This is a genomic window from Streptomyces abyssalis, from assembly GCF_001751365.1.
Classification (GTDB): domain Bacteria; phylum Actinomycetota; class Actinomycetes; order Streptomycetales; family Streptomycetaceae; genus Streptomyces; species Streptomyces abyssalis.
This window is the reverse complement of record NZ_LJGT01000037.1, coordinates 425,773-448,389: the sequence shown is the minus strand read 5'-3', so window position 1 is coordinate 448,389 and position 22,617 is coordinate 425,773. Positions and strand designations below refer to the sequence as shown.

At 71.6% G+C, this 22,617-nt stretch carries 20 protein-coding genes; 5 read left to right on the top strand and 15 right to left on the bottom strand.

Annotated elements, in window-relative coordinates:
* Nucleotides 1-3 precede the first annotated feature (3 nt).
* The 7 genes from AN215_RS05145 to AN215_RS05115 all read right to left on the bottom strand — a co-directional run bounded on the left by AN215_RS05145 (nt 4) and on the right by AN215_RS05115 (nt 8,217).
* Complete coding sequence (locus AN215_RS05145) at nt 4-678, bottom strand: phosphorylase family protein (RefSeq protein WP_070009997.1); 675 nt, start codon at nt 676-678, stop codon at nt 4-6.
* Nucleotides 675-2,699, bottom strand: a complete 2,025-nt coding sequence (gene shc / locus AN215_RS05140) for a squalene--hopene cyclase (RefSeq protein ID WP_070009998.1) — start codon at nt 2,697-2,699, stop codon at nt 675-677. The genes AN215_RS05145 and shc overlap by 4 nt, the downstream gene beginning before the upstream one ends.
* A gap of 51 nt (nt 2,700-2,750) precedes the next feature.
* Entirely contained in the window at nt 2,751-3,821 is a 1,071-nt protein-coding gene (locus tag AN215_RS05135; protein ID WP_070009999.1) for a polyprenyl synthetase family protein, read from the bottom strand.
* The gene (gene hpnE, locus AN215_RS05130) at nt 3,818-5,401 is read right to left on the bottom strand and encodes a hydroxysqualene dehydroxylase HpnE (protein ID WP_079122704.1); all 1,584 of its coding nucleotides are present in this window, start codon (nt 5,399-5,401) and stop codon (nt 3,818-3,820) included. The genes AN215_RS05135 and hpnE overlap by 4 nt, the downstream gene beginning before the upstream one ends.
* Nucleotides 5,398-6,339 carry a presqualene diphosphate synthase HpnD gene (gene hpnD / locus AN215_RS05125; RefSeq protein ID WP_070010000.1) on the bottom strand — a complete coding sequence of 314 codons (942 nt, stop codon included), beginning with the start codon at nt 6,337-6,339 and terminating at the stop codon, nt 5,398-5,400. Before hpnD ends, hpnE begins: the two co-directional genes overlap by 4 nt.
* Nucleotides 6,340-6,346: 7 nt before the next feature.
* Nucleotides 6,347-7,261: a squalene synthase HpnC gene (gene hpnC, locus AN215_RS05120; RefSeq protein ID WP_070010001.1), complete on the bottom strand. Its 915-nt coding sequence runs from the start codon at nt 7,259-7,261 to the stop codon at nt 6,347-6,349.
* Between the two features lie 188 nt (nt 7,262-7,449).
* Nucleotides 7,450-8,217, bottom strand: a complete 768-nt coding sequence (locus AN215_RS05115; protein ID WP_245694241.1) for a TetR/AcrR family transcriptional regulator — start codon at nt 8,215-8,217, stop codon at nt 7,450-7,452.
* A 103-nt stretch (nt 8,218-8,320) separates the two neighbouring features.
* Here AN215_RS05115 and AN215_RS05110 point away from each other — a divergent pair, with 103 nt between their 5' ends.
* Nucleotides 8,321-10,537, top strand: coding sequence for an MMPL family transporter (locus AN215_RS05110; protein WP_070010002.1), 2,217 nt, complete (start codon nt 8,321-8,323; stop codon nt 10,535-10,537).
* A 103-nt stretch (nt 10,538-10,640) separates the two neighbouring features.
* Here AN215_RS05110 and AN215_RS05105 read toward each other — a convergent pair whose 3' ends face one another.
* The 7 genes from AN215_RS05105 to AN215_RS05075 all read right to left on the bottom strand — a co-directional run bounded on the left by AN215_RS05105 (nt 10,641) and on the right by AN215_RS05075 (nt 17,873).
* Nucleotides 10,641-11,477, bottom strand: a complete 837-nt coding sequence (locus tag AN215_RS05105) for an ABC transporter ATP-binding protein (RefSeq protein ID WP_070010003.1) — start codon at nt 11,475-11,477, stop codon at nt 10,641-10,643.
* Nucleotides 11,464-12,408 carry an ABC transporter permease gene (locus AN215_RS05100; RefSeq protein ID WP_070010004.1) on the bottom strand — a complete coding sequence of 315 codons (945 nt, stop codon included), beginning with the start codon at nt 12,406-12,408 and terminating at the stop codon, nt 11,464-11,466. Before AN215_RS05100 ends, AN215_RS05105 begins: the two co-directional genes overlap by 14 nt.
* Before the next feature lie 67 nt (nt 12,409-12,475).
* Nucleotides 12,476-13,384, bottom strand: coding sequence for a glycosyltransferase family 2 protein (locus tag AN215_RS05095; RefSeq protein ID WP_070010331.1), 909 nt, complete (start codon nt 13,382-13,384; stop codon nt 12,476-12,478).
* 17 nt (nt 13,385-13,401) lie between these two features.
* Nucleotides 13,402-14,181: a CDP-alcohol phosphatidyltransferase family protein gene (locus tag AN215_RS05090; RefSeq protein WP_079122785.1), complete on the bottom strand. Its 780-nt coding sequence runs from the start codon at nt 14,179-14,181 to the stop codon at nt 13,402-13,404.
* Nucleotides 14,159-15,220 carry an iron-containing alcohol dehydrogenase family protein gene (locus AN215_RS05085; RefSeq protein WP_070010006.1) on the bottom strand — a complete coding sequence of 354 codons (1,062 nt, stop codon included), beginning with the start codon at nt 15,218-15,220 and terminating at the stop codon, nt 14,159-14,161. Before AN215_RS05085 ends, AN215_RS05090 begins: the two co-directional genes overlap by 23 nt.
* Nucleotides 15,208-15,960, bottom strand: coding sequence for a phosphocholine cytidylyltransferase family protein (locus AN215_RS05080; protein WP_070010007.1), 753 nt, complete (start codon nt 15,958-15,960; stop codon nt 15,208-15,210). Before AN215_RS05080 ends, AN215_RS05085 begins: the two co-directional genes overlap by 13 nt.
* Nucleotides 15,957-17,873 carry a DUF5941 domain-containing protein gene (locus tag AN215_RS05075; RefSeq protein WP_070031115.1) on the bottom strand — a complete coding sequence of 639 codons (1,917 nt, stop codon included), beginning with the start codon at nt 17,871-17,873 and terminating at the stop codon, nt 15,957-15,959. Before AN215_RS05075 ends, AN215_RS05080 begins: the two co-directional genes overlap by 4 nt.
* A 389-nt stretch (nt 17,874-18,262) precedes the next feature.
* On the opposite strand from AN215_RS05075, the gene galE reads away from it, so the two are divergent.
* The 3 genes from galE (at nt 18,263) to idi (ending at nt 21,081) form a co-directional block, all read left to right on the top strand.
* Nucleotides 18,263-19,258 (top strand): UDP-glucose 4-epimerase GalE, encoded by a 996-nt coding sequence (galE, locus tag AN215_RS05070; RefSeq protein ID WP_070010009.1) that lies wholly within the window; start codon nt 18,263-18,265, stop codon nt 19,256-19,258.
* Between the two features lie 238 nt (nt 19,259-19,496).
* Nucleotides 19,497-20,432, top strand: a complete 936-nt coding sequence (locus tag AN215_RS05065) for a cation diffusion facilitator family transporter (protein ID WP_070010010.1) — start codon at nt 19,497-19,499, stop codon at nt 20,430-20,432.
* 64 nt (nt 20,433-20,496) lie between these two features.
* Nucleotides 20,497-21,081: an isopentenyl-diphosphate Delta-isomerase gene (gene idi / locus AN215_RS05060; RefSeq protein ID WP_070010011.1), complete on the top strand. Its 585-nt coding sequence runs from the start codon at nt 20,497-20,499 to the stop codon at nt 21,079-21,081.
* Here idi and AN215_RS05055 read toward each other — a convergent pair.
* Nucleotides 21,032-21,580 (bottom strand): ATP-binding protein, encoded by a 549-nt coding sequence (locus tag AN215_RS05055; RefSeq protein ID WP_079122784.1) that lies wholly within the window; start codon nt 21,578-21,580, stop codon nt 21,032-21,034. The genes idi and AN215_RS05055 overlap by 50 nt on opposite strands.
* Nucleotides 21,581-21,800: 220 nt before the next feature.
* On the opposite strand from AN215_RS05055, the gene AN215_RS05050 reads away from it, so the two are divergent.
* Nucleotides 21,801-22,607, top strand: a complete 807-nt coding sequence (locus tag AN215_RS05050; protein WP_079122702.1) for an enoyl-CoA hydratase/isomerase family protein — start codon at nt 21,801-21,803, stop codon at nt 22,605-22,607.
* Nucleotides 22,608-22,617 lie beyond the last annotated feature (10 nt).

Genomic DNA, 22,617 nt, shown 5'->3' with positions numbered 1-22,617 from the left:
CGCTCACCTCCAGGGGAGCAGCAAGGATCGGTGCCATTCGAGGAATGCGGGCATAAGGCCGCGGAGTACGCGGAATGCCGATATTCCACCTCGCAGTGTCCCGGGACGGATCAGTTCATGTCCTGGGGCGTCGACCACCACCCGTACGGCCGCAACGGGACGCTTCCGCTCCGGCCCGGCCGCCGCCCCGTCCCGAAGCGGGAGCGTGGCGGTGCGCAGCGTGGCGGCCGACTCCATGTCGGCGGCCACGGCCGCGGTCGTGCTGTGCAGCGCGGCCCGTGCGGGCCCGTGCACGATGTGCGCGGAGCCGGCGAGCGGCCCGACGTGCACCGTTCCGTGCGGGCGCAGGGCGTCGGCCAGCAGCTTCGTCCCCGTGCATTCCGTACGCCCGGCGGCGTCCCGTGTCTCGTCGGCCACGACGAGGTCGCCGGGGTGCATACCGGGGAGAAGCCCGGCGCAGAATCCCGTGGCGACGACCGCGGTGCTGCCGGCCTCGCGCTCGTCTCGCAGCACCCGCGCGACCGCGCGTTCCGCCGCGTGCGGGCCCATCCCGGTACGCACCACGGTGACCTGCCCGTCCGCCCCGTCCGGGGCGTCGCCGAAGCGCCGCAGCGCGAGCCGTTCGATGCCCAGCGCGCAGGCGATCAGCAGGGGGCCGCGGTCACCGGAGACTGTCATCTCTCTTCCTGCCGCCCGGGAGCGGCACCCGTGCCGTGCAGATACCGGCCGAGTGCGGTGAGCGGGAAGACCTGCCGGTAGAGGTGGTAGTTGATGGAGAAGTCCCAGGGGAAGCCGGTGCCGGTGAAGTGCGGCTCGTCCCAGGAGCCGTCCTCCTGCTGCGTACGCACGAGCCAGCTGATCCCCTGCTCCACGGACATCGATTCCCGCTCCCCCGCCGCGAGCAGCGCGAGGAGGGCCCAGCCGGTCTGCGACGCGGTGGAGGTGCCCCGTCCGGCCCACTCGCGCTCATGGCCCGGACGGTAGGAACGCAGGTCCTCGCCCCAGCCGCCGTCGCCGTTCTGGACGCTCTCCAGCCAGTTCACGGCGCGGCGGACGGCCGGATGGGACGCGGGCAGCCCCGCGGCGACCAGCGCAGGCACCACGGAGCCCGTGCCGTAGATGTAGTTGACGCCCCAGCGGCCGAACCAGGCACCGCCGGCTTCCTGTTCGGACAGCAGCCAGGAGACGGCTCTGCGCACCCGGGGGTCGTCGTGCCTCCCCTCGAAGGCGAGCATCTCCACCATGTGGGCGGTCACGTCCGCGGAGGGCGGGTCGATGACCTCGCCGAAGTCGCAGAACGGCAGCCGGTTGGGGAAGGCGCTGTCGTTGTCGGCGTCGAAGGCACCCCAGGCGCCGTTCCTGGACTGCATGCCCAGGCTCCAGCGCACGGCCCTGCGTACGGCGGTGTCCACGCGCTGCTGATCGTGGTGGCGTACGCGGCGCAGCGCGAGGACGACCTCGGCGGTGTCGTCGGTGTCGGGATAGTTGTCGTTGTGGAACTCGAACGCCCAGCCGCCGGGCGGCAGTTGAGGCTTGCGTACGGACCAGTCGCCCTGCCGCAGCACCTGCTCGCCGAGCATCCAGCCGGCTGCCTTGACCAGTGCGGGATGGTCGGGAGCCAGCCCCGCGTCGGCGAGCGCGATGGTGGCCAGGCAGGTGTCCCACACGGGTGACTGGCACGCCTCGACCATCCGCACCGCACCGTCCTCGCCGTCCGGCGCCGCTCCCGTGTCCTGGCCCTCGCGGGCGCCCTCGTACCGGACCGTGTAGCGGTCCAGGGATGCCAGTCCGGCCCGCATGACGGGGTGGTCCAGGTCGTAGCCGAGGAGGCGCAGCGCGATCAGCGAGTACACGGCGGGCGGCTGGATGCCTCCCCAGCAGCCGTCGTTCTCCTGCCGCTCGATGATCCAGCGGGCGGCGCTGCGCAGCGCCGCCGAACGCAGCGAGCGGGAGGCGACCTTGCGGTAGGCGTGCAGTGTGCGGTCCAGGCGCTGGAAGAAGCCCTCCCAGCTGGCCGCGGGCGCCATCGCGCGCGGAGGGTTGGGGCACGCCGGGTCCCGGTGCAGTTCGTCGAGCCGGAACGGCGCCGGCCGTACGGGGCGCTTCGCGCACACCACCGTGAGCGGCACGATCGTCTGCCGGGCCCAGCAGCCGAAGTCGTAGATGTTGAGCGGGAACCACTTCGGGAACCAGATCATCTCCGGCGGCATCTCGGGCAGGTCCTCCCAGCGCCACCAGCCGAAGAGCGCCAGCCAGATGCGGGTGAACACCCGGCTGGAGGCGACGCCGCCCTGCTCCCGCACCCACGCCGAGGCCCGTTCCATGTGCGGTGCGTGGGGGGCGTCGCCGGCGAGCCGGAGCGCGACGTACGCCTCGATGGTGGTCGACAGGTCGCCCGGCCCGCCGTGGAAGGTCGCCCAGGTGCCGTCCGCCCGCTGCTGGGAGCGCACGAAGCGGGCCGACTCCCGCGTGGTGGTCTCGTCGCGGACGCCGAGGAACTCGCGCAGCAGCAGGTCCTCGGCGTCCATGGTGACGTTGGTCTCCAGGTCGCCCTTCCACCAGCCGGCCGCGTCCTGCCTGGCCAGCAGGTTCTCCACTGCGCGGGCGGCGGCGTGCTCCGCGCGCTCGGCGAGGCTCCCGGCGCTTCCCGCCTCGGCGGTGGCGCTCGCCCCGGCGCCGGTGTCCGTCGTCGCTGTCATCTCAGTCCCTCCGGGAAGGTCCGGCGACGCGGTGAGCGCCGGGGCGGGTGGTCATCGCTGTCGTACGACGACGAAGTCGGCCAGGGCCGTCAGCTGATCGCGCACGTGCGCGGGCATGTCGACGGGTTCGAGGGCGGCGAGAGCGGTCGTGTGCTGCCGCTGCGCCTCGGCGGAGGTCCACTCGCGGCCGCCCGCCTCCTCGATCAGCGCGGCACGCGTGGCGAACTCGGCCTCGTCGAAGTCCTCGAACTCCGCCTGGCTCTTCGTCGCGTCCGCCCGCATCAGCTCGGCAAGGCGTGCGGCTGCCGGGTCGGGAGAGGCGAGAGCGGCGACGACGGGGAGGGACTTCTTCCGCTGCCTCAGGTCGCTCCAGGTCTGCTTGCCCGTGGCTTCGGGGTCGCCCCAGATGCCCAGTACGTCGTCGACGGCCTGGAAGGCGAGACCCAGGTGGTAGCCGTAGGACTCCAGGGCGTCGGCGGTGCGGTCGTCGGCACCGCCCAGCACGGCGCCGATGGAGACGGCGCAGGCGAGCAGCGCGCCCGTCTTGTTGCCCTCCATCTCCAGGCACTCCTCGACCGTGACCTGCTCACGGTCCTCATAGGAGATGTCCTGTGCCTGCCCGTCGATGAGCTTGCGGGTGGCCCGCGTCAGGCGCCGCGTCGCGCGGCCCGCCTCGGGCGTACCGGGCTCCAGCAGTATTTCGTTGGCGAGGGCGAAGAGCGCGTCGCCGACGAGGATCGCCTGTGCCGGGCCGTGCACCTTCCACACGGTGTCGCGGTGGCGCCGCTGCTCGTCGCCGTCCATCAGGTCGTCGTGCAGCAGCGAGAAGTTGTGCACGAGTTCCACGGCGACGGCGCCGGGCAGGCCCGTCTCCGGCGGGGCTCCGGTGACCTCGGCCGAGAGCAGGGCCAGCGAGGGGCGTACGGCCTTGCCGCCGGACGCCTCCGAGGGGCGCCCGCTCTCGTCGATCCACCCGAAGTGATACGCGGCGACGGTGTCCATCGGTGGCGCGAGGCGGGCGACCGCGGCGCGGAGCATGGGAGTCGCGAGCCTTCGCCCGCGTTCCAGCAGAGCGCTGACGCTCGTGTTGTCGACGACGGTGTGCTGGTTCGCCGTTGTCACGGGGTCTCCTCTGCGTTATGTGCGGGCCGTGCGGGTACCGCTGCTCGCGGTGACGGTGTGGGGGGATGCTGCGGTGCCGTCCGTCTGCTGTCTCCGGACGTGCCGCCTGCGTCGGCGCTGCTCATGCCACCGCCCTTTCGTGTGGTGCCTGGCACCGGATCATTGTCGTACGGGCGGCCCATGACGGTGAGGGCTTCCCTGGCGGCGGTCGCTCCACTCCGTACGGCGCCCTCCATGGTCGCCGGCCAGCCAGTATCGGTCCAAGCTCCCGCCAGGCAGACGCCGGGAGCCGCCGTGCGGGTTGAGGGGCGGAGCCGGCCGACGCCGGGGCGCGGATCGAAGGTGGCGGTGCGCTCGCGGGTGACGAAGAAGTCCACCACCCGAGCGGTCCGTGCGGCGGGCAGCAGGCGTTCGAGCTCCGGCAGATAGCGCTCCCGGAGCTCCGGGACGGGCCGGTCGATCTCTCCGTGCGCCGCCGACTGGGAGACCGCGAGGTACTGGCCGCGGCCGAGCCCGGAGGGACCGCTGCGGTCGAAGACCCACTGGACGGGCGTTCCGAGCGCGGCGAAGAAGGGACGGCGCAGCACGCGGCGGTCGTAGACCACGTGGAGGTTGAGGATCGGGGCGGTGCCGATCTCCAGAAGCCTGCCGGGCGCGGGCAGCGCCCCTTCGGGCAGCAGACCGTGTGCCTCGCGCTGGGGCACGGCCAGCACGACCGCGTCGGCGCGGTGTTCCTCCGTGGTCCCCTGACCGTGCTCGGCGGAGATGTTCCAGCCGCCGCCGGGTGCCGCGGTCAGCGCGCGGGCCCTGGCCTGGGTCAGCGTCCGTACACCGGCTGTCCGCAGAGCCTCACGGGCGAGCGTGTCGTGCAGATGCCCGAGCGGTACGCGGGAGATCCCGATGTCGGCGGCGCCCGGGGCGGACAGCAGGCCCGTCCGGAAGACCTTCACCGCGAGGCCCAACGAGGCATGCGGCGCACGGGCGTTGAGCGTGGCCGTGCCCACCAGGTCCCAGAGCGCTCGGATGGCACGGCCGCTCTGGCCCTGTGCGTGCAGCCAGGTCGCGAAGTCCACGTCGTCCAGGGCGGGATCGGCCGGGTCGAGCCTCTGCAGGGCGAGCGCGGCGCGCGCGGCAAGCCCTCTCTCCACAGGCGACAGATGCCGGTAGTTCGCCATTCCGGCGGCCAAGTGCAGCGGTACCGGCAGTGAGTTGCGGCGCAGCCTGCTCAACCGGGGCCGCGCGGGGGCCACATCGAGTACGGGCACATCCAGGCGCCGCTGCAGCGGAGCGAGTCCCTCGCCGCCGATCCGCCGCAGGAACCAGGTGTACGCGTCGCAGCAACGCAGGTGCACATGCTGCCCGTTGTCGACGGTGAGCCCCCCGGCCGGGGAGTCGCGGCGGAAGGAGAAGGCCAGCCCGCCCAGGCGCGGGCGCGACTCGAGGAGCGTCGTGTGCACGCCTGCGTCGGCCAGCCGGAGCGCCGCGGTGACCCCGGCGATCCCGCCGCCGATCACGACGGCGTCGCGGCTCCTGACGCTGTCGCCACGAGCGGCCGTCCGGCCGGTGTCAGCCCTTGTCATGTGCGTGCGCTCCGCCTCGCGGCGTGCCGGGCGTCGATGCCGGTGAGTCCGCGCACCGCGACGTACGCCTTCTGCCTGCTCGGCAGCGATACACGCTCGCGCAGCACCGCGTGGGGATCGGCGGCGATACGTTCCAGCAGACGCTGGTAGATCCCGGCCATCGCGGCGACACACGCACCCGACCTGCGGTCGAGCAGCGGGAGCAGCCGGTACCCCTGCGCGAACAGGGCGCGGGCTCGCTGGACTTCGTGATGCACGAGCCCGTGGAAGTCGCTTCCCGGTTGAGCGTCGTCACTTCGGAAGTCAGCGGAGCAGCCGAACTTTTCAAGATCCTCCGCAGGCAGATACGTACGTCCGTGATCAGCGTCTTCCCGGAGATCCCTGAGGATATTGGTGAGCTGGAGGGCCAGTCCGAGGGTGTCGGCGTATTCGGAGGCGCGGACGGCGTCCCGCACGCCGGGCAGGGTGCCGAACACCCCGAGCGAGAGGCGGCCGATCGCGCCGGCCACACATCGGCAGTAGACCTCCAGCTCCTCCCAGCTGCCGTACGTGGTGCCGCGTACGTCCAGCAGCACACCGTCGATCAGTTCATCGAGCCCGTCCATCGGGACGGGGTAGCGGCGGGCGGCGTCGCTGAGGGCCACGGCGACGGGATCCGTGTCGTCCTGGTCGATCGCGCCGTCCCGGATACGGCCGAGCAGCTCCCTGGTCTCTTCGAGGCGGGCCACCTTGACGGACTGTTCGAGCGGGCCGTCGCCGATGTCGTCGACCCGCCGCGAGAAGGCGTAGAGAGCGGACATCGCCCGGCGCTTCCCGGTCGGCAGCAGCCGGATTCCGTAGGCGAAATTGCGGGCCTGCTGGCCCGTGACGGACTCGCAGTAGTCGTACGCGGCGGCCACCGACGGCGGCACGTACGGTACGGGCCGAGCTCTGTCCACGGTCCGCTCACCCCTCTCGTCGCAGGGTTGCGGCCACCTCGCGCAGCAGCCCGCGCGTGGTGGCCCGGGGAGGTCCTGGAAGTACGTCGTATCCGGCACGGCCGATGGCACGGAGGGCGGCGCGTCCGCCGCCGGTGAAGCCCGCGAGGAGCAGCCTGAGACGTCCGCGGACGCTGGCCACGAGGGGGGCTCCCGCCGAGAGCAGCTCGCGGGCCCGTTCGGCTTCGAATGCCAGCAGCGCACGGACCGAGGCGTTGGCGCTGGCGGCGGCGAGGTCGGCCTCTGTGACGTGGAAGCGGGCCATGTCCTCGGCGGGCAGGTAGATGCGGTCGCGGCTCAGGTCCTCGGCGACGTCCTGGAGGTGCTCGACGATCTGGAGCGCGGTGCACACGTCGTCGGCGTACCGGATCCGGTCGGGGGTGGCGGTCCCGGTGATGGCGAGCACCAGGTGGCCCACGGGGTTGGCGGACAGCTCGCAGTACTGGAGCAGTTCGGCGTGGTCGGCGTAGCGGCGCACCTTCTGGTCCTGGCGGTTGGCCTCGATGAGCGCCAGGAACGGTTCGGGCGTGAGCCGGCGGCGGCGCACGGTGGGCACGAGCGCCCGCAGCAGGGGGTGGTCAGGGGCGGGACGGCCGTCTTCGAAGAGACCTCGCAGGTCGGCCTCGAATGCGTCGAGCATGGCGAGGCGGTCGGCGCCGGGCTCACTCCCCCAGGCAGGGCCGAGACCGAGGTATTTCGCGTCGAGGCCGCCGGGGGCGAGGTCGCCGTCGCCGATGTCGTCGACGAGCCGGGCGTAGCCGTACACGGCCATCAGGTCGTAACGCCATTCGCGCGGCAGGAATCCGGGCGCCACTGGGAAGTTCTCCCGCGTGGCCTTGGCGAGGACGGCACGCGCATGCGCGTCCGCCTCCGCGCTCACCACGTGCTGCCAGAAGCCATTGCCGTCACATCTCCGTTTCTACACCGCTGGGCGAAAACATCCTATTTCGGACACGCCGCTCCGGCACGGTGTCGGGCGGGCGGCCCGAGGCGCCATGAGCACGGCGTGAGAGCGGCGACGGAGGGCGCGTTCAGGCCCGGCCGGACCCCGTCCCGCCGGGCGGCGGCGCGTCAGTGCGGCGCGGGCGGCGCGGTGAGCCCCGCGATGAGTACGTCGAACGTGCGCTCGGCCGTCTCGTGGATCTCTTCGGGTGACAGGTTCGCCAGGGGGCCGTCCAGGAGGAGCATGGCCAGCCCGTGCACGGTCGACCAGGCCGTGATCTCCGCCCCCGCGCGCCGCTCCACCGGCATGCGGCCGTGCTCGACGAGGCCGTCCAGGGCCTGGATGAGGATCTCGAAGGAGCGGAATTCCCACGAACCGTCGCCGCCGTCCGGGTCTGCGGCTCCGTGGAACAGGTGCGGGTGGAGTGCGTCGCGGCAGAAGGCGACCCGGTAGAGACCCGGCTCGGAGAGGGCGAAGGCGAGATAGCCGTGGCCCAGCGCCCGCATCCGCGCCTCGGCCGCCTCTGCCGCCTCGGGGGAACCGCCTGAGGCAGCACCGGAGTCTGCGCGGCCGCCGGCCTCCATGCTCCGGGCCAGGCGCTCCTGGCCCAGCTCCTTGACCGCGTGGAGCAGTTCGGCCTGGCCGGCGAAGTGCCGGTAGGCGGCCGTCGGCGAGACGCCGACGCGGCGTGCGGCGGCACGCAGCACGACGGATTCGGGACCTCCCTCGCGGGCGAGGTCGGTGGCGGCCTCGATCAGGGCGTTGCGCAGGTCGCCGTGGTGGTAGGCGCCCTTGGCGCCGCCGGACCGGCCGCCTCGCCGGTCGGCCGGCTCCTCCCCCAGGCCCTTCGCCGTGCGGGGCGCGCCCGAACCGGTCCTGCCCTCCATGTCCGCCATGCTTTCATCCTGCCCGATGTTGACACTATTAACATCCACTGGAAGAGTCTATGTTGACGCCGTAAACATCGGCGCATCGATGTCTCATGGGGGGACGAAGACAGTGCTAAGACGAATCGCGGAGCTGGCCCTGCACCGGCCACGGGCACTGCTCCTGCTCAGCCTGATCACCGTTGTGGCCATGGGGGCCATCGGCTTCGGCGCCTTCGGAAAGCTGCAGGCCGGCGGCTTCGAGGACCCCGACGCGCCTTCGAGCCGCGCGCAGACCCTCATCGAGGAGAAGTTCGGCGGCGAGGACAACCTCGTGCTGCTGGTGCGCGCGGACAGCGGAGACCTGGACTCGGCCGCCGTACGGGACGCGGGCCGGAAGCTGACGAAGGAGCTGAAGGAGGAGCGGGAGATCTCCCGGGTCTCGTCCTACTGGGACGCCGGCGGCGCTGCCCTGACCTCCCGTGACGGCTCGCAGGCGCTCGTACTGGCGCACGTGCGGGGCGACAGCACAGAGGTCGCCGACCACACCGAGGAGATCACCGGCAGGTGGAGCGGGGACCAGGGTCCCGTCGATGTCCGGGCGGGCGGCGGCGCGGCGCTCAACAACGACATCTCCGAACAGGTGTCCGCGGATCTGGCGGTCGCGGAAGCCGTCGCGGTGCCCCTGACGCTCGTGCTGCTGGTCATCGCGTTCGGCAGCTTCGTCGCCGCGCTGCTGCCGCTGGCGATCGGGCTGATCGCGATTCTGGGCACATTCGCCGAGCTGTTCGTCCTGGGCAGCGTCACCGACGTGTCGGTCTTCTCCGTCAACCTCACGACCGCGCTCGGACTCGGTCTCGGAATCGACTACGGCCTGCTGATCGTCAGCCGCTTCCGCGAACGGCTCTCGGCGGGCGACGACGTCGGGGACGCCCTGCGCACGACCGTGACGACGGCGGGACGCACCATCGCCTTCTCGGCGGCCACGGTCGTCGCGGCGCTGGCGGCGTTGCTGCTCTTCCCGCCGTTCTTCCTGCGCTCGTTCGCGTACGCCGGGATCGGGGTCGTCGCCGTCGCGGCGCTGGCGGCGCTCATCGTGGTGCCTGCCCTGCTGGCGGTGCTCGGGCACCGTGTGAACAAGGGCCGGCTGCCGTGGGCCGACGCCGTACGGCGTCCCGACGCTCCCGTGTGGGGCCGGATCGCCCGTACGGTCATGCGCCGCCCCGTGCTCACCGCGCTGCCCGTGCTGGCGGTGCTGCTGCTCGCCGCGAGCCCGCTGCTGGGGGCCCGCTTCGGGATGCCGGACGAGCGGGTGCTGCCCGAGGACGCGCAGAGCAGGCAGGTCAGCACCGCGCTGGAGAAGGACTTCCCCGGCGGCTCCGCCGATGCCCTCCAGATCGTCACGACCGCCGGAGCGCCCCAGGACGAGCTGGAGGCGTACGCGGAGCGCGTCTCACGCATCGATGGGGTGGCCCGCGTCCAGTCGGCCGGCGGCGTCCACACGGACGGGAAGACGACGCCGCCCGGCCCTGCGCAGGCCGCGCTCGGCAAACCGGACGCGCAGCTCCTCACCGTCACGCCGGAGACCGGGTCCGGGGCGGAGGAGCGGCAGGACACGGTGCGCAGCATCCGCGGCCTGGCCGCACCCGGCACCGGTGAGGCGCTGGTGGGTGGGCGCGACGCACAGCTCGTGGACACCAAGGCGTCGATCGGGGACCGGCTGCCGGGCGCGATCGGCATGGTCGTCGGCACGACGTTCGTGCTGCTCTTCCTCTTCACCGGGAGCGTCGTCCAGCCGCTGCGGGCGCTCGTGCTGAACACGGTGAGCCTCACGGCGTCGATCGGCGCGATGGTGTGGATCTTCCAGGACGGGCATCTCTCGTCCGTCCTCGGATTCACGGAGATGCCGATGGACACATCGATGACGGTGCTGATGTTCTGCATCGTCTTCGGCCTGTCCATGGACTACGAGGTCTTCGTCACCAGCCGGATCAAGGAGCTGCACGACGAGGGCGCCCCCAACGGGGAAGCCGTCACCCGCGGGCTCTCACGGACGGGACGCATCGTGACGATGGCGGCGGGACTGCTGGCGGTGAGCTTCTTCGCCTTCGCGACCAGCGAGATCAGCTTCCTGCAGATGTTCGGGCTGGGCAGCGGACTGGCGATCCTCATCGACGCCGTCGCCGTACGCGGAGTGCTCGTACCGGCCGCGATGCGGGTGCTGGGCCGTGGCGCCTGGTACGCGCCGCGGGCGCTGCGGAGGCTGCACGGCAAGGTCGGCCTGGAGGAGTCGGCGCCACGGACCCGGCCGGAGCCGGAGGAACGGGAGCGGACGCCCGCGGGGGTGTGACACGGAGTATTCCGGCGCGGACGAAAGCGGCGGCCGGCCCCGGTACTCCCACCGGGGCCGGCCGCCGCTTCGTGTGTGCCTGCCCGCGGGCGGGCCGGTCGCGCTACTTCCCCGTGAACTTCTCGTATTCCTTGAGCACTTCCTCCGTCGGACCGTCGTGCACCAGCTCGCCCTTCTCCAGCCACAGCGTCCGCTCGCAGGTGTCGCGGATCGACTTGTTGTTGTGGCTGACGAGGAAGACGGTGCCCGCCTCCTCACGCAGTTCGCGGACGCGCTGCTCCGAGCGCCGCTGGAACTTCTTGTCGCCCGTCGCCAGCGCCTCGTCGATCATCAGCACGTCGTGGTCCTTGGCGGCCGCGATGGAGAAGCGCAGCCGGGCCGACATGCCGGAGGAGTACGTGCGCATCGGCAGCGTGATGAAGTCGCCCTTCTCGTTGATGCCGGAGAAGTCGACGATCCCCTGGTAGCGCTCGGCGACCTCGTCGCGCGACATGCCCATCGCCAGACCACCGAGGACGACGTTGCGCTCGCCGGTCAGGTCGTTCATCAGCGCCGCGTTGACGCCCAGCAGCGACGGCTGCCCGTTGGTGTAGACGCGCCCGCTCTCCGCGGGCAGCAGACCGGCGATGGCGCGCAGCAGCGTCGACTTGCCCGAACCGTTGGAGCCGATCAGGCCGACGGCCTGGCCGCGGTACGCGGTGAAGCTGACGCCCTTGACCGCGTGCACCTCGCGCACGCTGCCGCCGCCCGGCTTGCGGCGGACGATGCGGTTCAGGGCCGCCGTGGCACTGCCCTTGCCCTTCGCGCCGCCGTAGACGCGGTAGACGATGTGCAGGTCCTCGGCGATGACGGTGGGAATCCACGGTTCCTGCTGGGCAGGCGCCCCTGCCTGCTGCTGGAGCGTCTTCGTCTCCTCCTGGGTGTCCTCAGCCACGGCCATAACGCTCCTCCGACTTCCAGAAGAAAACAAATCCGCCGATGCCGATCAACAGCCCCCAGCCCAGCGCCAGGGCCCAGACGTGCGGCGGGAGATCCGCAGAGGTGTAGCCGTCGATGAACGAGAAGCGCATGAGGTCCATGAAGACTGCAGCCGGGTTGGCCTGGACGATGTCCACCAGCCACCCGGGCGCGTGTGCCCGATCCCGCAGCATGGGCTCCAGCGGGAACATCACGCCGGACCCGTACATCCAGGTACGCAGGATGAAAGGCATCAGCTGCGCGAGGTCGGGGGTCTTGCTGCCCAGCCGCGCCATGATCAGTGCCATGCCGGTGTTGAAGAGGAACTGGCAGGCGAGCGTGGGGAAGATCAGCAGCCAGGACCAGGTCGGGAAGTGTCCGAATCCGACCAGGATGGCCACCAGCACAATCATCGAGTACAGCAACTGCTGGAGCTGCTGCAACGAGATGGAGATCGGCAGGGAAGCGCGCGGGAAGTGCAGGGCGCGGACCAGGCCGAGGTTGCCCGAGATCGCCCGGACCCCGTTGAGCACCGAGGTCTGGGTGAAGGTGAAGACGAAGACGCCGGTGACCAGGAAGGGGATGTAGTTCTGCTCGCCGCCCGGTGTGCCGCTCCTGCCGCCCAGCAGCAGACCGAAGATGAAGAAGTAGACCGTGGCGTTCAGCAGCGGCGTTGCCACCTGCCACAGCTGGCCAAGCTTCGCCTGGCTGTACTGCGCTGTGAGCTTCGCCCGTGAGAAGGCGACGATGAAGTGGCGCCGCGCCCACAGCTGCCTCACGTACTCCGCCAGCGAGGGCCGGGCCCCGCTCACCGACAGGCCGTATTTCGCCGCGAGATCGGCCGGGGACAGACGGTCGTCCGGGGTGGGCGGGGGCTTCACGCCCACCGCACCGCCGTGCGTTGTCTCGGTCACGTTGGAAACTTTCGTCCTCACACGCGCAGGTGAACTGGAAGAAATTGTGCTGCTGGAGACGAGCTTGTCAGATCACGGGCGGGCGACCTAGTCGGGTCAGCCGCCACACCGTACGCCACCGCATCGGTCTGCGGGCACCGCACGGTTTGGTCCACCCCTCCCTGAAGCCGCCGAGCCACGCGCGCAGCGCCGGGCGCGAGGGACGGCGGGCGAGCGTCAGGAGCAGCCAGACTCCGAGGTAGACGGGGATGAGCAGGACGGGCAGGTTCCGGCGGGCGAGCCAGACGCGGTTGCGGGCCACCATGCGGTGGTAGACCGCGTGCCGGCTGGGCGCGGTGGTGGGGTGGTGCAGCACCATGTCGGCCCGGTAGTCGATCGACCAGCCGGCGTCCAGGGCCCGCCAGGCGAGGTCCGTCTCCTCGTGGGCGTAGAAGAACTCGTCGGGCAGTCCGCCGACTTCGGCGACGACCTTCGTGCGTACGGCGTTGGCGCCGCCGAGGAAGGTCGTGACCCGGGAGGAACGCATCGGGTCCGCGGCCCGCAGCCTGGGAACATGGCGGCGCTGTGTCTCGCCGGTGTCCGGATCGGCGATGCGGAAACTGATGATGCCCAGCGACGGATCGGCGGCGAAGGCCTCGCGTACGAGCTCGGCGGTGCCGGTGTCCGGCAGCAGTCCGTCGTCGTCGAGGAAGAGCAGCACGTCGACTTCGGCGCCGGAGGGCCCGAAGGCCTCGATGCCGACGTTGCGGCCTCCGGGGATGCCGAGATTTTCCGGAAGCTCGACCGTCCGTACACCTTCCGGCAACGCGGGCAGCGGCGCGCCGTTACCCACCACGACGGTCTCGACCGGCTCGCCGTCCTGTTTGGCCACGGAGTCGAGCAGCGCCCGCAGCTCCTCGGGGCGGTTGCCCATCGTGAGGACGACGGCGCCGAGCCTCGGGGACTGCGCGGAACGCTCCGGGCTCTGCTGCGGCATGGTGGCGGCTCCCTCCGTCACTTGAGCCTGCTGGAGGCGAGGATGGACACCAGATGCAGCAGCGTCTGGACGACGGCGATGCCGGCGAGCACGGCGACTCCGAGCCTGGTGAAGAAGAGGCCCCCGGCGATCATGTCGACGACCGCGAGGACCAGGATCAGCAGCGAGGCCTCGATCCCGAGTATCAGGCGGTGGAACTTGAGCGCCGCGGCGGCCTTGCGGGCGAGCGCCACACCCGACGAGCGCGGCTCGCTCGCGGACTCCTTCACGGGCGGCAGCCCGCTCTGGTGACGGGCCACGCCCACGAGGTCGGTCTCCGCTTTGATCATCACGGCGCCGAGCGCGGCGAGGGTGCCCAGAAAGGCCCACAGCCAGTCCACCCGGCCCCCGCCCCACAGGTCGGCGGCGCGCAGGCCGAAGCCCACCAGGACGGCGGCGTCGCACACATAGGCGCCGACCCGGTCCAGGTACACACCGCCGAGCGAGTACTGCTGCTTCCAGCGGGCCAGTTCGCCGTCCACGCAGTCGAGGAGCAGATAGAGCTGAACCATCACCACGCCCAGCACGGCCCCGCCGATCCCCGGCACCAGCAGGGCAGGGGCGGCGAGGAATGCGGCGACAGTCATCAGGTAGGTGAGCTGATTGGGCGTCACCCGCGTGTTCACCAGGTGCCGGTCCATGCGCAGTGAGACCTCGCGCATGTAGAGCCGGCCGGCCCAGTGCTCACCGCTGCGCCGGTCCTTCACACCCGCGGGATGAACGACCGGCCGGAGCTCAGCTACTGATGGCTTGTGCATAGTCGCGGTATGCGTCCCTGATCTGGTCGGCGGACAGGTCGAGGTGTTCGAGAATGGTGTACCGCCCGGGCCTGGTGTCCGGGGCGTACTCCGTCACTTTCACGAACTCGTCCTCGTCGAAGCCGATTTCGTGAGGCAATACGGGCAGGCCGTGGCGCTGCAGCACCTCGACCATCAGCATCGACATCTCCCGGTCGCCGCGCAGGAACGTGGCGAACGCCGCCCCGAGACCGCACTGTTCGCCGTGGCTGGCGGCGCGCTTGGGGTAGAGCAGGTCGAAGGCGTGGTTGATCTCGTGGCACGCGCCCGACGCCGGGCGGCTGTCGCCGGCGACCGACATCGAGATGCCGGTCATCACCAGGCCCTCCGCGAGCACTTGGAGGAAGGCGTCCTCACCGACTCCGCCGGGGTGGCGCAGCACGGCCTCCCCCGCCTGGCGGGCCATGGCGGCGGCGAGGCCGTCGATGTCCTCGCCGCGCACGGTGTGGGCCAGTTCCCAGTCCCGTACGGCGGAGATGTTGGAGATGGCGTCGCCGATCCCGGAGCGTACAAACCGGGCCGGGGCCTCCCTGATGACGTCGAGGTCGATGACGACGGCGATCGGGTTGGGCACTCCGTACGAGCCGCGGCCCGCGTCGTTGTCGAGGGTCGCGACCGGCGAACACAGGCCGTCATGGCTGAGGTTGGTGGCCACGGCGACCAGGGGCAGGCCGATGCGGGCGGCAGCGAACTTCGCACAGTCGATGATCTTGCCGCCGCCCAGGCCGACGACGGCGTCGTAGCGCCCGGACTTCATGGCGTCCGCGAGCTTGATGGCGTCGTCGATGGTGCCGCCGCCGACCTCGTACCAGGACGCGCTGGGGAGGGCGGGGGCGAAGCGCTCACGCAGAGCCGCGCCCGAGCCACCGCTGATGGCGAAGGCGAGCTTGCCGTTGGAGGAGATCCGCTGATCGGCCAGCAGGCCCGCCAGGTCGTCCAGGGCGCCGCGGCTGATGTCGACGACGACGGGCGACGGAATGAGGCGGGTCAGTACTGGCATGCGATCTCCCGGCCCTTGGCGAGGTCGTCGTGATTGTCGATCTCGACCCACTTCACGTCGCCGATGGGGGCGACGTCGACCTTGAAGCCGCGGTTGACCAGCTCCTGGTAGCCGTCCTCGTAGTAGAGCTGCGGGTCGCGCTCGAAGGTGGTCTTCAGGGCGTCGGCCAGCTCCTCGGCGGCCTCCGGCTCGATCAGGGTCAGACCGATGTACTCGCCGTTCGCCGTCGCCGGGTCCATCAGCTTGGTGATCTGCTGGACGCCCTTCTCGGGGTCGGTGACGACCTTCATCTCCTCCTCGTCCAGCGGCTTGACCGTGTCGAGAGCGAGGATGATCTTCTGGCCGCCGCCGCGGGCGTCGAGGAGGGTCTTCTCGACGGAGACGGGGTGGACGGTGTCGCCGTTGGCCAGCAGGGCGCCCTGCTTGATGACGTCACGCGCGCACCACAGGGAGTAGGCGTTGTTCCACTCCTCGGCCTTGTCGTTGTCGACGAGGGTGAGCTTGACCCCGTGCTTCTTCTCCAGGGCCTCCTTGCGCTCGTACACGGCCTCCTTGCGGTAGCCGACGACGACGGCGACGTCGGTGAGGCCGACCGCGGCGAAGTTGGCGAGGGCGATGTCGAGGACGGTCTGGGACTCCTCGTCGCCTTCGGGGCCCACCGGAACGAGCGCCTTGGGGAGGGTGTCGGTGTAGGGGCGCAGACGCCGTCCGGCGCCGGCGGCCAGCACGAGGCCGATCATGCGGGTTCTCCTGTTTCGTCGTGTACGGCGGGTGCTTTGGAGGACACCCAGAAGCGGATGCTCTCGACGAGCACCACTGCCGCGATGGCCACGGCGAGCGTGGTCAGCGCGATGGTGAAACCTGTCAAACCTGGGCCCTGGTCGCCGCGGCCTTCGCCGGCCGCCCAGAGGGCCGAGGCGAGGGCGACGGCCAGGGCTCGTCCTTCGTGCCCCCCGGTCGCACGGACAAGCCAGCGGGGAGGCGCGCCGGTGCCGCCGCGGATGCGGTACACCGTGTCGTAGTGATGGTAGGCGACCGCCGCCACCAGCCCGAAAGCGGCGGGCAGCGCGCCGTTCACCCCCGCTTGTTCCGCGCGTACCGCAAGGACGAGCACGAGCACGTATTCGGCTGTACGGAACAAGGGCGGCGCGAGCCAGTCCAGCGGCCCCCGCAGCGGCCCTGCGACGGCGAAGCCCGAGGTCAGTGCGTAGACAAGGACGGCGACGAAGGGCCAGACGCTGCCCTGCGGCGTCCACAGCGCGGTGGCGAGGAGCAGGGCGGTACCGATGAACGCGAGCGCCGGCGGCCCGTAACCGGGCAGGCGCAGGCCGGCACGGCGGGCCAGGGAGGCGAAGCCCCCGGCGAGGGGGCCGCTGTCCGCGAGATCGGCGAGGGCACGCGCCGCGCGGTCGGTGCGGCGGGCCTTCCTCGTGAGCGAGCGCAGCACGCGGCCAGCGGTGGTGTAGCAGGCGGCGAGCGCGCAGCCGGCCAGGAGCACGACGAGGGTGATGCGGGGTGTGGTGCACGCGGTCAGTACCGCGATGAGCGCCCAGCGTTCGCCGATCGGGAGCACGATCATGCGGCGCAGCCACACCGTCCAGCCGACGCTGTCGAGCCTGCTGGAGAGGGCCGCTGTGGGGCTGGTGTTGGCGGCGGCGTCGTGGTTGGCCTCGTTGAAGGAGAAGTCGACGACGTGCCGGACGGTCTGCAGCACCATCGCGCCGAGGGCCAGTGCCCATACGTCGTCGCCGCCGCGGGAGGCGCCCAGGGCGAGGCCCGCGTAGTAGGCGTACTCCTTGGCCCGGTCGAAGGTGGCGTCGAGCCAGGCGCCGAGGGTCGAGTACTGCAGGTCGTAGCGGGCGAGCTGGCCGTCGGTCGCGTCCAGCACGAAGGACGCGATCAGCAGCACGCCGGCGGCGACGAAGCCGCCGCGGGTGCCGGTGGCGGCACAGGCTGCGGCGATAAGGGCGGTCACCAGGGAGGCGGTGGTGACCTGGTTCGGCGTGAGGCCACGGCGCGCGCACCAGCGTGCGATGTAGCGGGAGTACGGGCTGACGCAGAAGGTGGTGAAGAAGCCGTCCCGCGCCTTCACCGCGTTGCGCAGCCGGACGGCCTCGTCGTCGACGGCGGCGACGGCCTCGCGGGCTTCGGCGCGGGCGCCGTCGTCGGTGGGCACGGAGGCGACCAGGGTGCCCAGCTCGGGGTGGTGCACGTCGACGCCGCCCGCCGTCAGCGCCTCGGCCACGGCGTCCGGCAGGGTGCGAGGCGGAGCCGTGACGGCGGCGCCCTCGTCCTCACCGGTACGCACGGCGGCACCCGCCGAAGGCTCTGGCGGGGCAGGGGCCGCGCCCGCGGAGTCCGCCTCGTGCAGGGCGCGGGTGAGCGCGCCGCGCGCCGGGGCCCGTACGGAGAGCGCGCCGGTGACCGCACCCGCCGGGAAGCGGGGGTCGGTCAGCGCGAGCCGCAGGGCGTGGACGTGGCCGACGAAGCCCGGATCGACGAGCGCTACCGCGGTGCCGGCCGGAACGGCCGCGACCTCCGCCGGGACCTGGCCGGCCTCCGCCGCGACGCGCACGTCGAACCCCAGCGACCGCAGGTCGCTCTCCAGCGGCGACCCCGCGACCGGCGGACCGGTGAGGATGGCGGTCGACAGTCGAACTCACTCCTTGGACGCCGGCACGGCGGCGCCGGCACAGCGCGTTCTGCGGCCGGGGCGGCCGGGCAACGGGCAGGGTGCGCCTGGCCCGTACGGTGGCGGGCGGCGCGTCGGCAGAGGCTATCGGATCGAACGGGCGGGCTTTCATCGCGCGTTCACCCGGCGGGCGTTGCACTGCCGCGGCACAGCATGGTCGATCTTGGACGGTGCGACAAATGCGGGTGCCGGCCGCCCGTACCCGCTCCGTGGTGCCGGTACGGTGCCGGACCCGCGCGACCTCGTTCGGGTGGTGCCCTCCGGCGGTCCTGGCGGCCGGAGGCTCCTGCGTGCGGCCGGCGGGATCCGGAGCCCGGTCCGCCGTCCGCGGCTGCGGATAGGCTGCCGATATGACGTGGTTGATCACAGGTGGGGCGGGATACATCGGCGCACACGTGGCGCGGGCGATGGCGGCGGCCGGGGAGCGGGTGACCGTCCTGGACGATCTCTCGGCGGGGGTGCCGGAGCGTCTGGAGGGCATGCCAGGGCCGGATCCGGTCCTGGTGCGGGGCTCGGTCCTGGACCGGGCGCTGCTGGACCGGACGTTCGCGGAGCACGAGGTCACGGGCGTGGTGCATCTGGCCGCCCGCAAGCAGGTCGGGGAGTCCGTCGAGCAGCCCCTGCGCTACTACCGGGAGAACGTGCACGGGCTGACGGTGCTGCTGGAGGCCGTCGTCGCGGCAGGGGTGCGCCGCTTCGTCTTCTCCTCCTCCGCCGCCGTCTACGGCACGCCGGACGTGGACCTCGTCACCGAGGAGACGCCGTGCGTGCCGATGAATCCCTACGGTGAGACGAAGCTCACCGGAGAGTGGCTCGTGCGCTCCACCGGGCTCGCCGAGGGCATCGCCACGACCTGTCTGCGTTACTTCAACGTCGCGGGCGCCGCCGAGCCGCGGCTGGCCGACACCGGGGTCTTCAACATCGTGCCGATGTTCTTCGACGCCCTGACCCGCGGCGAGGCGCCGCTGATCTTCGGCGACGACTATCCGACTCCGGACGGCACCTGCGTCCGCGACTACATCCACGTGCAGGATCTGGCCGAGGCGCATCTGGCGGCCGCGCGGCGGCTCTCCGCACCCGCGGGCGAGGCCGCGGGCGACCTCACCGTGAACATCGGTACGGGCAGGGGCCTGTCCGTACGGGAGATGGCGGACCTCGTCGCCGAGGTCACGGGGAAGCCCGATCCCGCCAGGGTCGCCGAGCGGCGGCCGGGCGACCCGGCACGCGTGGTCGCGTCGGCGGAGCTCGCGGAGAAGGAGCTCGGCTGGACGGCCCGGCACAGCGTGCGGGAGATGATCGCGTCCGCGTGGGAGGGCTGGTGCCTGCGTCATCCCGGCGCCCGCTGAGGGGGCGGTCCCCGGTCCTGGGGGCCGCTGGCCCGTCAGGCACCGCAGGCACGGCGGCACCCCGCGACAGCACGGTGCACGCCGGCTTCGCTCGCACCTGACCTCGGACGGAAACCCCAGGTCACAGCACATGACAACGGTGTTCAGCGTCGCGTTGCACCTGCCCGTCGGGCGTAGTTCACTTGCCACCGACAGGCGCCGCACGGCGCAGGGACCGAGGACGCGGAGGCTCGCAGCGATGGGCGCTGGGCACGCTCACGGAGGGCCCGCTCCGGCGGCGGGCGGCACGGCGGCCGCCGCGTACCGCAGGCGGCTGCGTGTCGCGCTGTTCATCACTCTCGCCGTGCTGGTCACGCAGATCACCGGCGGACTGCTCGCCGATTCGCTCGCCCTGCTGGCGGACGCCGGGCACATGGCCACCGACGCGCTCGGGCTCGGCATGGCGCTGCTCGCGATCCACTTCGCCAACAAGCCCGCGAGCGAGCGGCGCACGTTCGGCCTCGCCCGCGCCGAGATCCTCGCCGCGCTGGCCAACTGCCTGCTGCTGCTGGGCGTCGGCGGCTACATCCTCTTCGAGGCGGTGGAGCGCTTCATCGAGCCGGCCGGCACCGACGGCGCCCTGACCGCGGTGTTCGGCGCCATCGGCCTTGTGGCGAACGTCATTTCGCTCTCGCTGCTGCTGCGCGGCCAGCGCGAGAGCCTCAATGTGCGGGGTGCCTTCCTGGAAGTGCTGGCGGACGCACTGGGCTCGCTGGCCGTGCTGCTCTCCGCGCTCGTCGTCGCGACGACGGGCTGGCAAGGCGCCGACCCCGCCGCCTCGCTCGTAATCGGAGCGATGATCGTCCCGCGTACGCTCCGGCTGGCGCGCGAGGCCCTGGACGTGCTGCTGGAATCGGCCCCGCGCGATGTGGACATGGCCGAGGTGCGCGAGCACATCCTCGCCGTGGACGGCGTGGTCGGGCTGCACGACCTGCATGTGTGGACGATCACTTCCGGCATGCCGGTGCTCTCGGCGCACGTGGTGGTCACCCAGCAGACCCTGGACTCCGTAGGGCAGGAACGGGTGCTGCACGACCTCCAGCTCTGCCTCGGCGACCACTTCGACGTGGAGCACTGCACGTTCCAGCTGGAGCCGCGCGGACATGCTGCCCACGAAGCGAAGTTGTGCCATTGATCTGCGGCAGACTGGGGATCATCGCGGCCGGCGGACGGCGGACAGCCCCGACAGAAGGGTCAACATGGTGAACAGCGCAGCGGCACCGATCATGCTCGAACTGGTCGACGAGGACGGCACCACGATCGGTACCGCGGAGAAGCTCTCCGCCCACGTGGCGCCGGGCCGCCTGCACCGCGCGTTCTCCGTCTTCCTCTTCGACGATTCGGGACGGCTGCTGCTTCAGCGCCGCGCGCTCGGCAAGTACCACTCCCCCGGTGTGTGGTCCAACACCTGCTGCGGCCACCCGTATCCGGGTGAGGCTCCGTTCGCCGCCGCGGCGAGGCGCGTGAACGAGGAACTGGGCGTGGCCCCGTCACTTCTGCGTGAGGCGGGCACCGTCCGCTACAACCACCCCGACCCCGACTCGGGTCTGGTGGAGCAGGAGTACAACCACCTCTTCGCCGGGGTCGTGCGCGACGAACTGCGCCCCGACCCCGAGGAGATCGCCGAGACGGCCTTCGTCACCTCCGGCGAGCTGGCGCGGCGGCACGCCGAGGGGGCGTTCTCCGCCTGGTTCATGACGGTGCTCGATGCGGCACGCCCGGCGATCAGCGAGGTCACGGGAGCGGAGGCCGGCTGGTCACCATCGGCGGAAGTGCGCCGCTGACGACCGGCAACGGCAGGGCCGCCCAGATCACCTTCCCTCCCGTCCCGGTCTGTTCCACGTCGCAGACGCCACCCGACTCGGCTGTGATCATCTTGACCAGCAGCAGCCCTCTTCCGCCGGTGTGCTCCTGATCGGGGTCGGCGTCCAGGGCCTTGGGTCTGTAGGGATGGCTGTCCTCGACGGCGATGCGCAGCCATCCGCCCTGCAGCCGCACCTCCACTCCGATCTCGGGTGAGAGGAGGGCCGCGTGCCGTACCGCGTTGGTGGCCAGTTCGGAGAGGATCAGCAGCAGGTTCTGCAGGATCTCGTCCGGCACGGCGCCCTGGCGCCGGACGAGGTCCCGCACGGCGTGCCGCAGCTGGGGCACCGAGGAGTCCAGCGCGGAAGCCGTGAACCGCCAGGTCCCCTCGCAGGTACGAGCCCTGTCCCGTTCCTGAACGGGCAGCGCGAGCGGGGACACTCCGCCCGGCCCGGGCGGACCACTCCCGCGGCTCTCCATCTCCGGCACCCCTCTCCTTCGAATGTTCTTGCACGCCCGTGCACTTGCAGATGTACGTGCATCGAGTGTTGGTATGCCAGAGGCCTGGTCCGGCCCACTGACCGCAAGTCGGCACTTATCGATGGCATTTGACAGAAGACTTACGCCCGGGACGGCTCAGTGACAGAGCTTGCATCCACGCGGCGGCAGCCCCTGGCCATGGCCCGGCTACGATCCGTACATGGAACGAGCACGACCCGCAGAGCAGCCCCGGCCCGCGGGGCAAGGCCGCCAGGCACACCCGCCCGCGCTGCTCACCGAGCACGCCGACGGCGTGACGACCCTCGTCCTGCACAATCCGGCCAAGCGCAACGCGATGACCGAGGCCATGTGGCGTGAGCTGCCAGGGCTGCTGGCGGGGCTCGCGGACGACGCGTCCGTCCGCGTTCTCGTCGTCACCGGGGCGGAGAACACCTTCTGCGCGGGCGCCGACATCTCCACGCTGCGTGACTCCGTGGAGTCCTCGCAGGGGCTGGCCGTGGCGGCCGAGGAGGCGCTGAGCGCGTTTCCCAAGCCGGCGCTGGCCGTCGTGGACGGTCACTGCGTGGGAGGCGGCGCACAGCTCGCCGCCGCTTGCGATCTGCGGTTCGCCGCGGAAGGCGCGCTGTTCGGGGTGACTCCGGCGAAGCTCGGCATCGTCTACCCGGTCTCCTCCACGCAGCGGCTGGTACGGCTCGTGGGGCCGGCGACGGCCAAGTACCTGCTCTTCTCCGGGGAGTTGATCGACGCCGACCGCGCGCTGCGGACCGGTCTCGTGGACGAGGTGCATCCGCGGGAGAGCCTGCAGGAGCGGGTCGCGGCCTTCACACGCACGCTGGTGGAGCGTTCGCAGCTGACGCAGGCGGCCGCCAAGGAGTTCAGCGGCCCGGCACCGGACCCGTCCCGCAGCGGACACTGGCGGCGCGTGGCCGCCGAGAGCGGAGAGGCGGCGGAGGGCGCCGCCGCGTTCATGGAGCGGCGCGCTCCGCGCTTCCGCTGGTCTCCGTGAGACGCGGCGG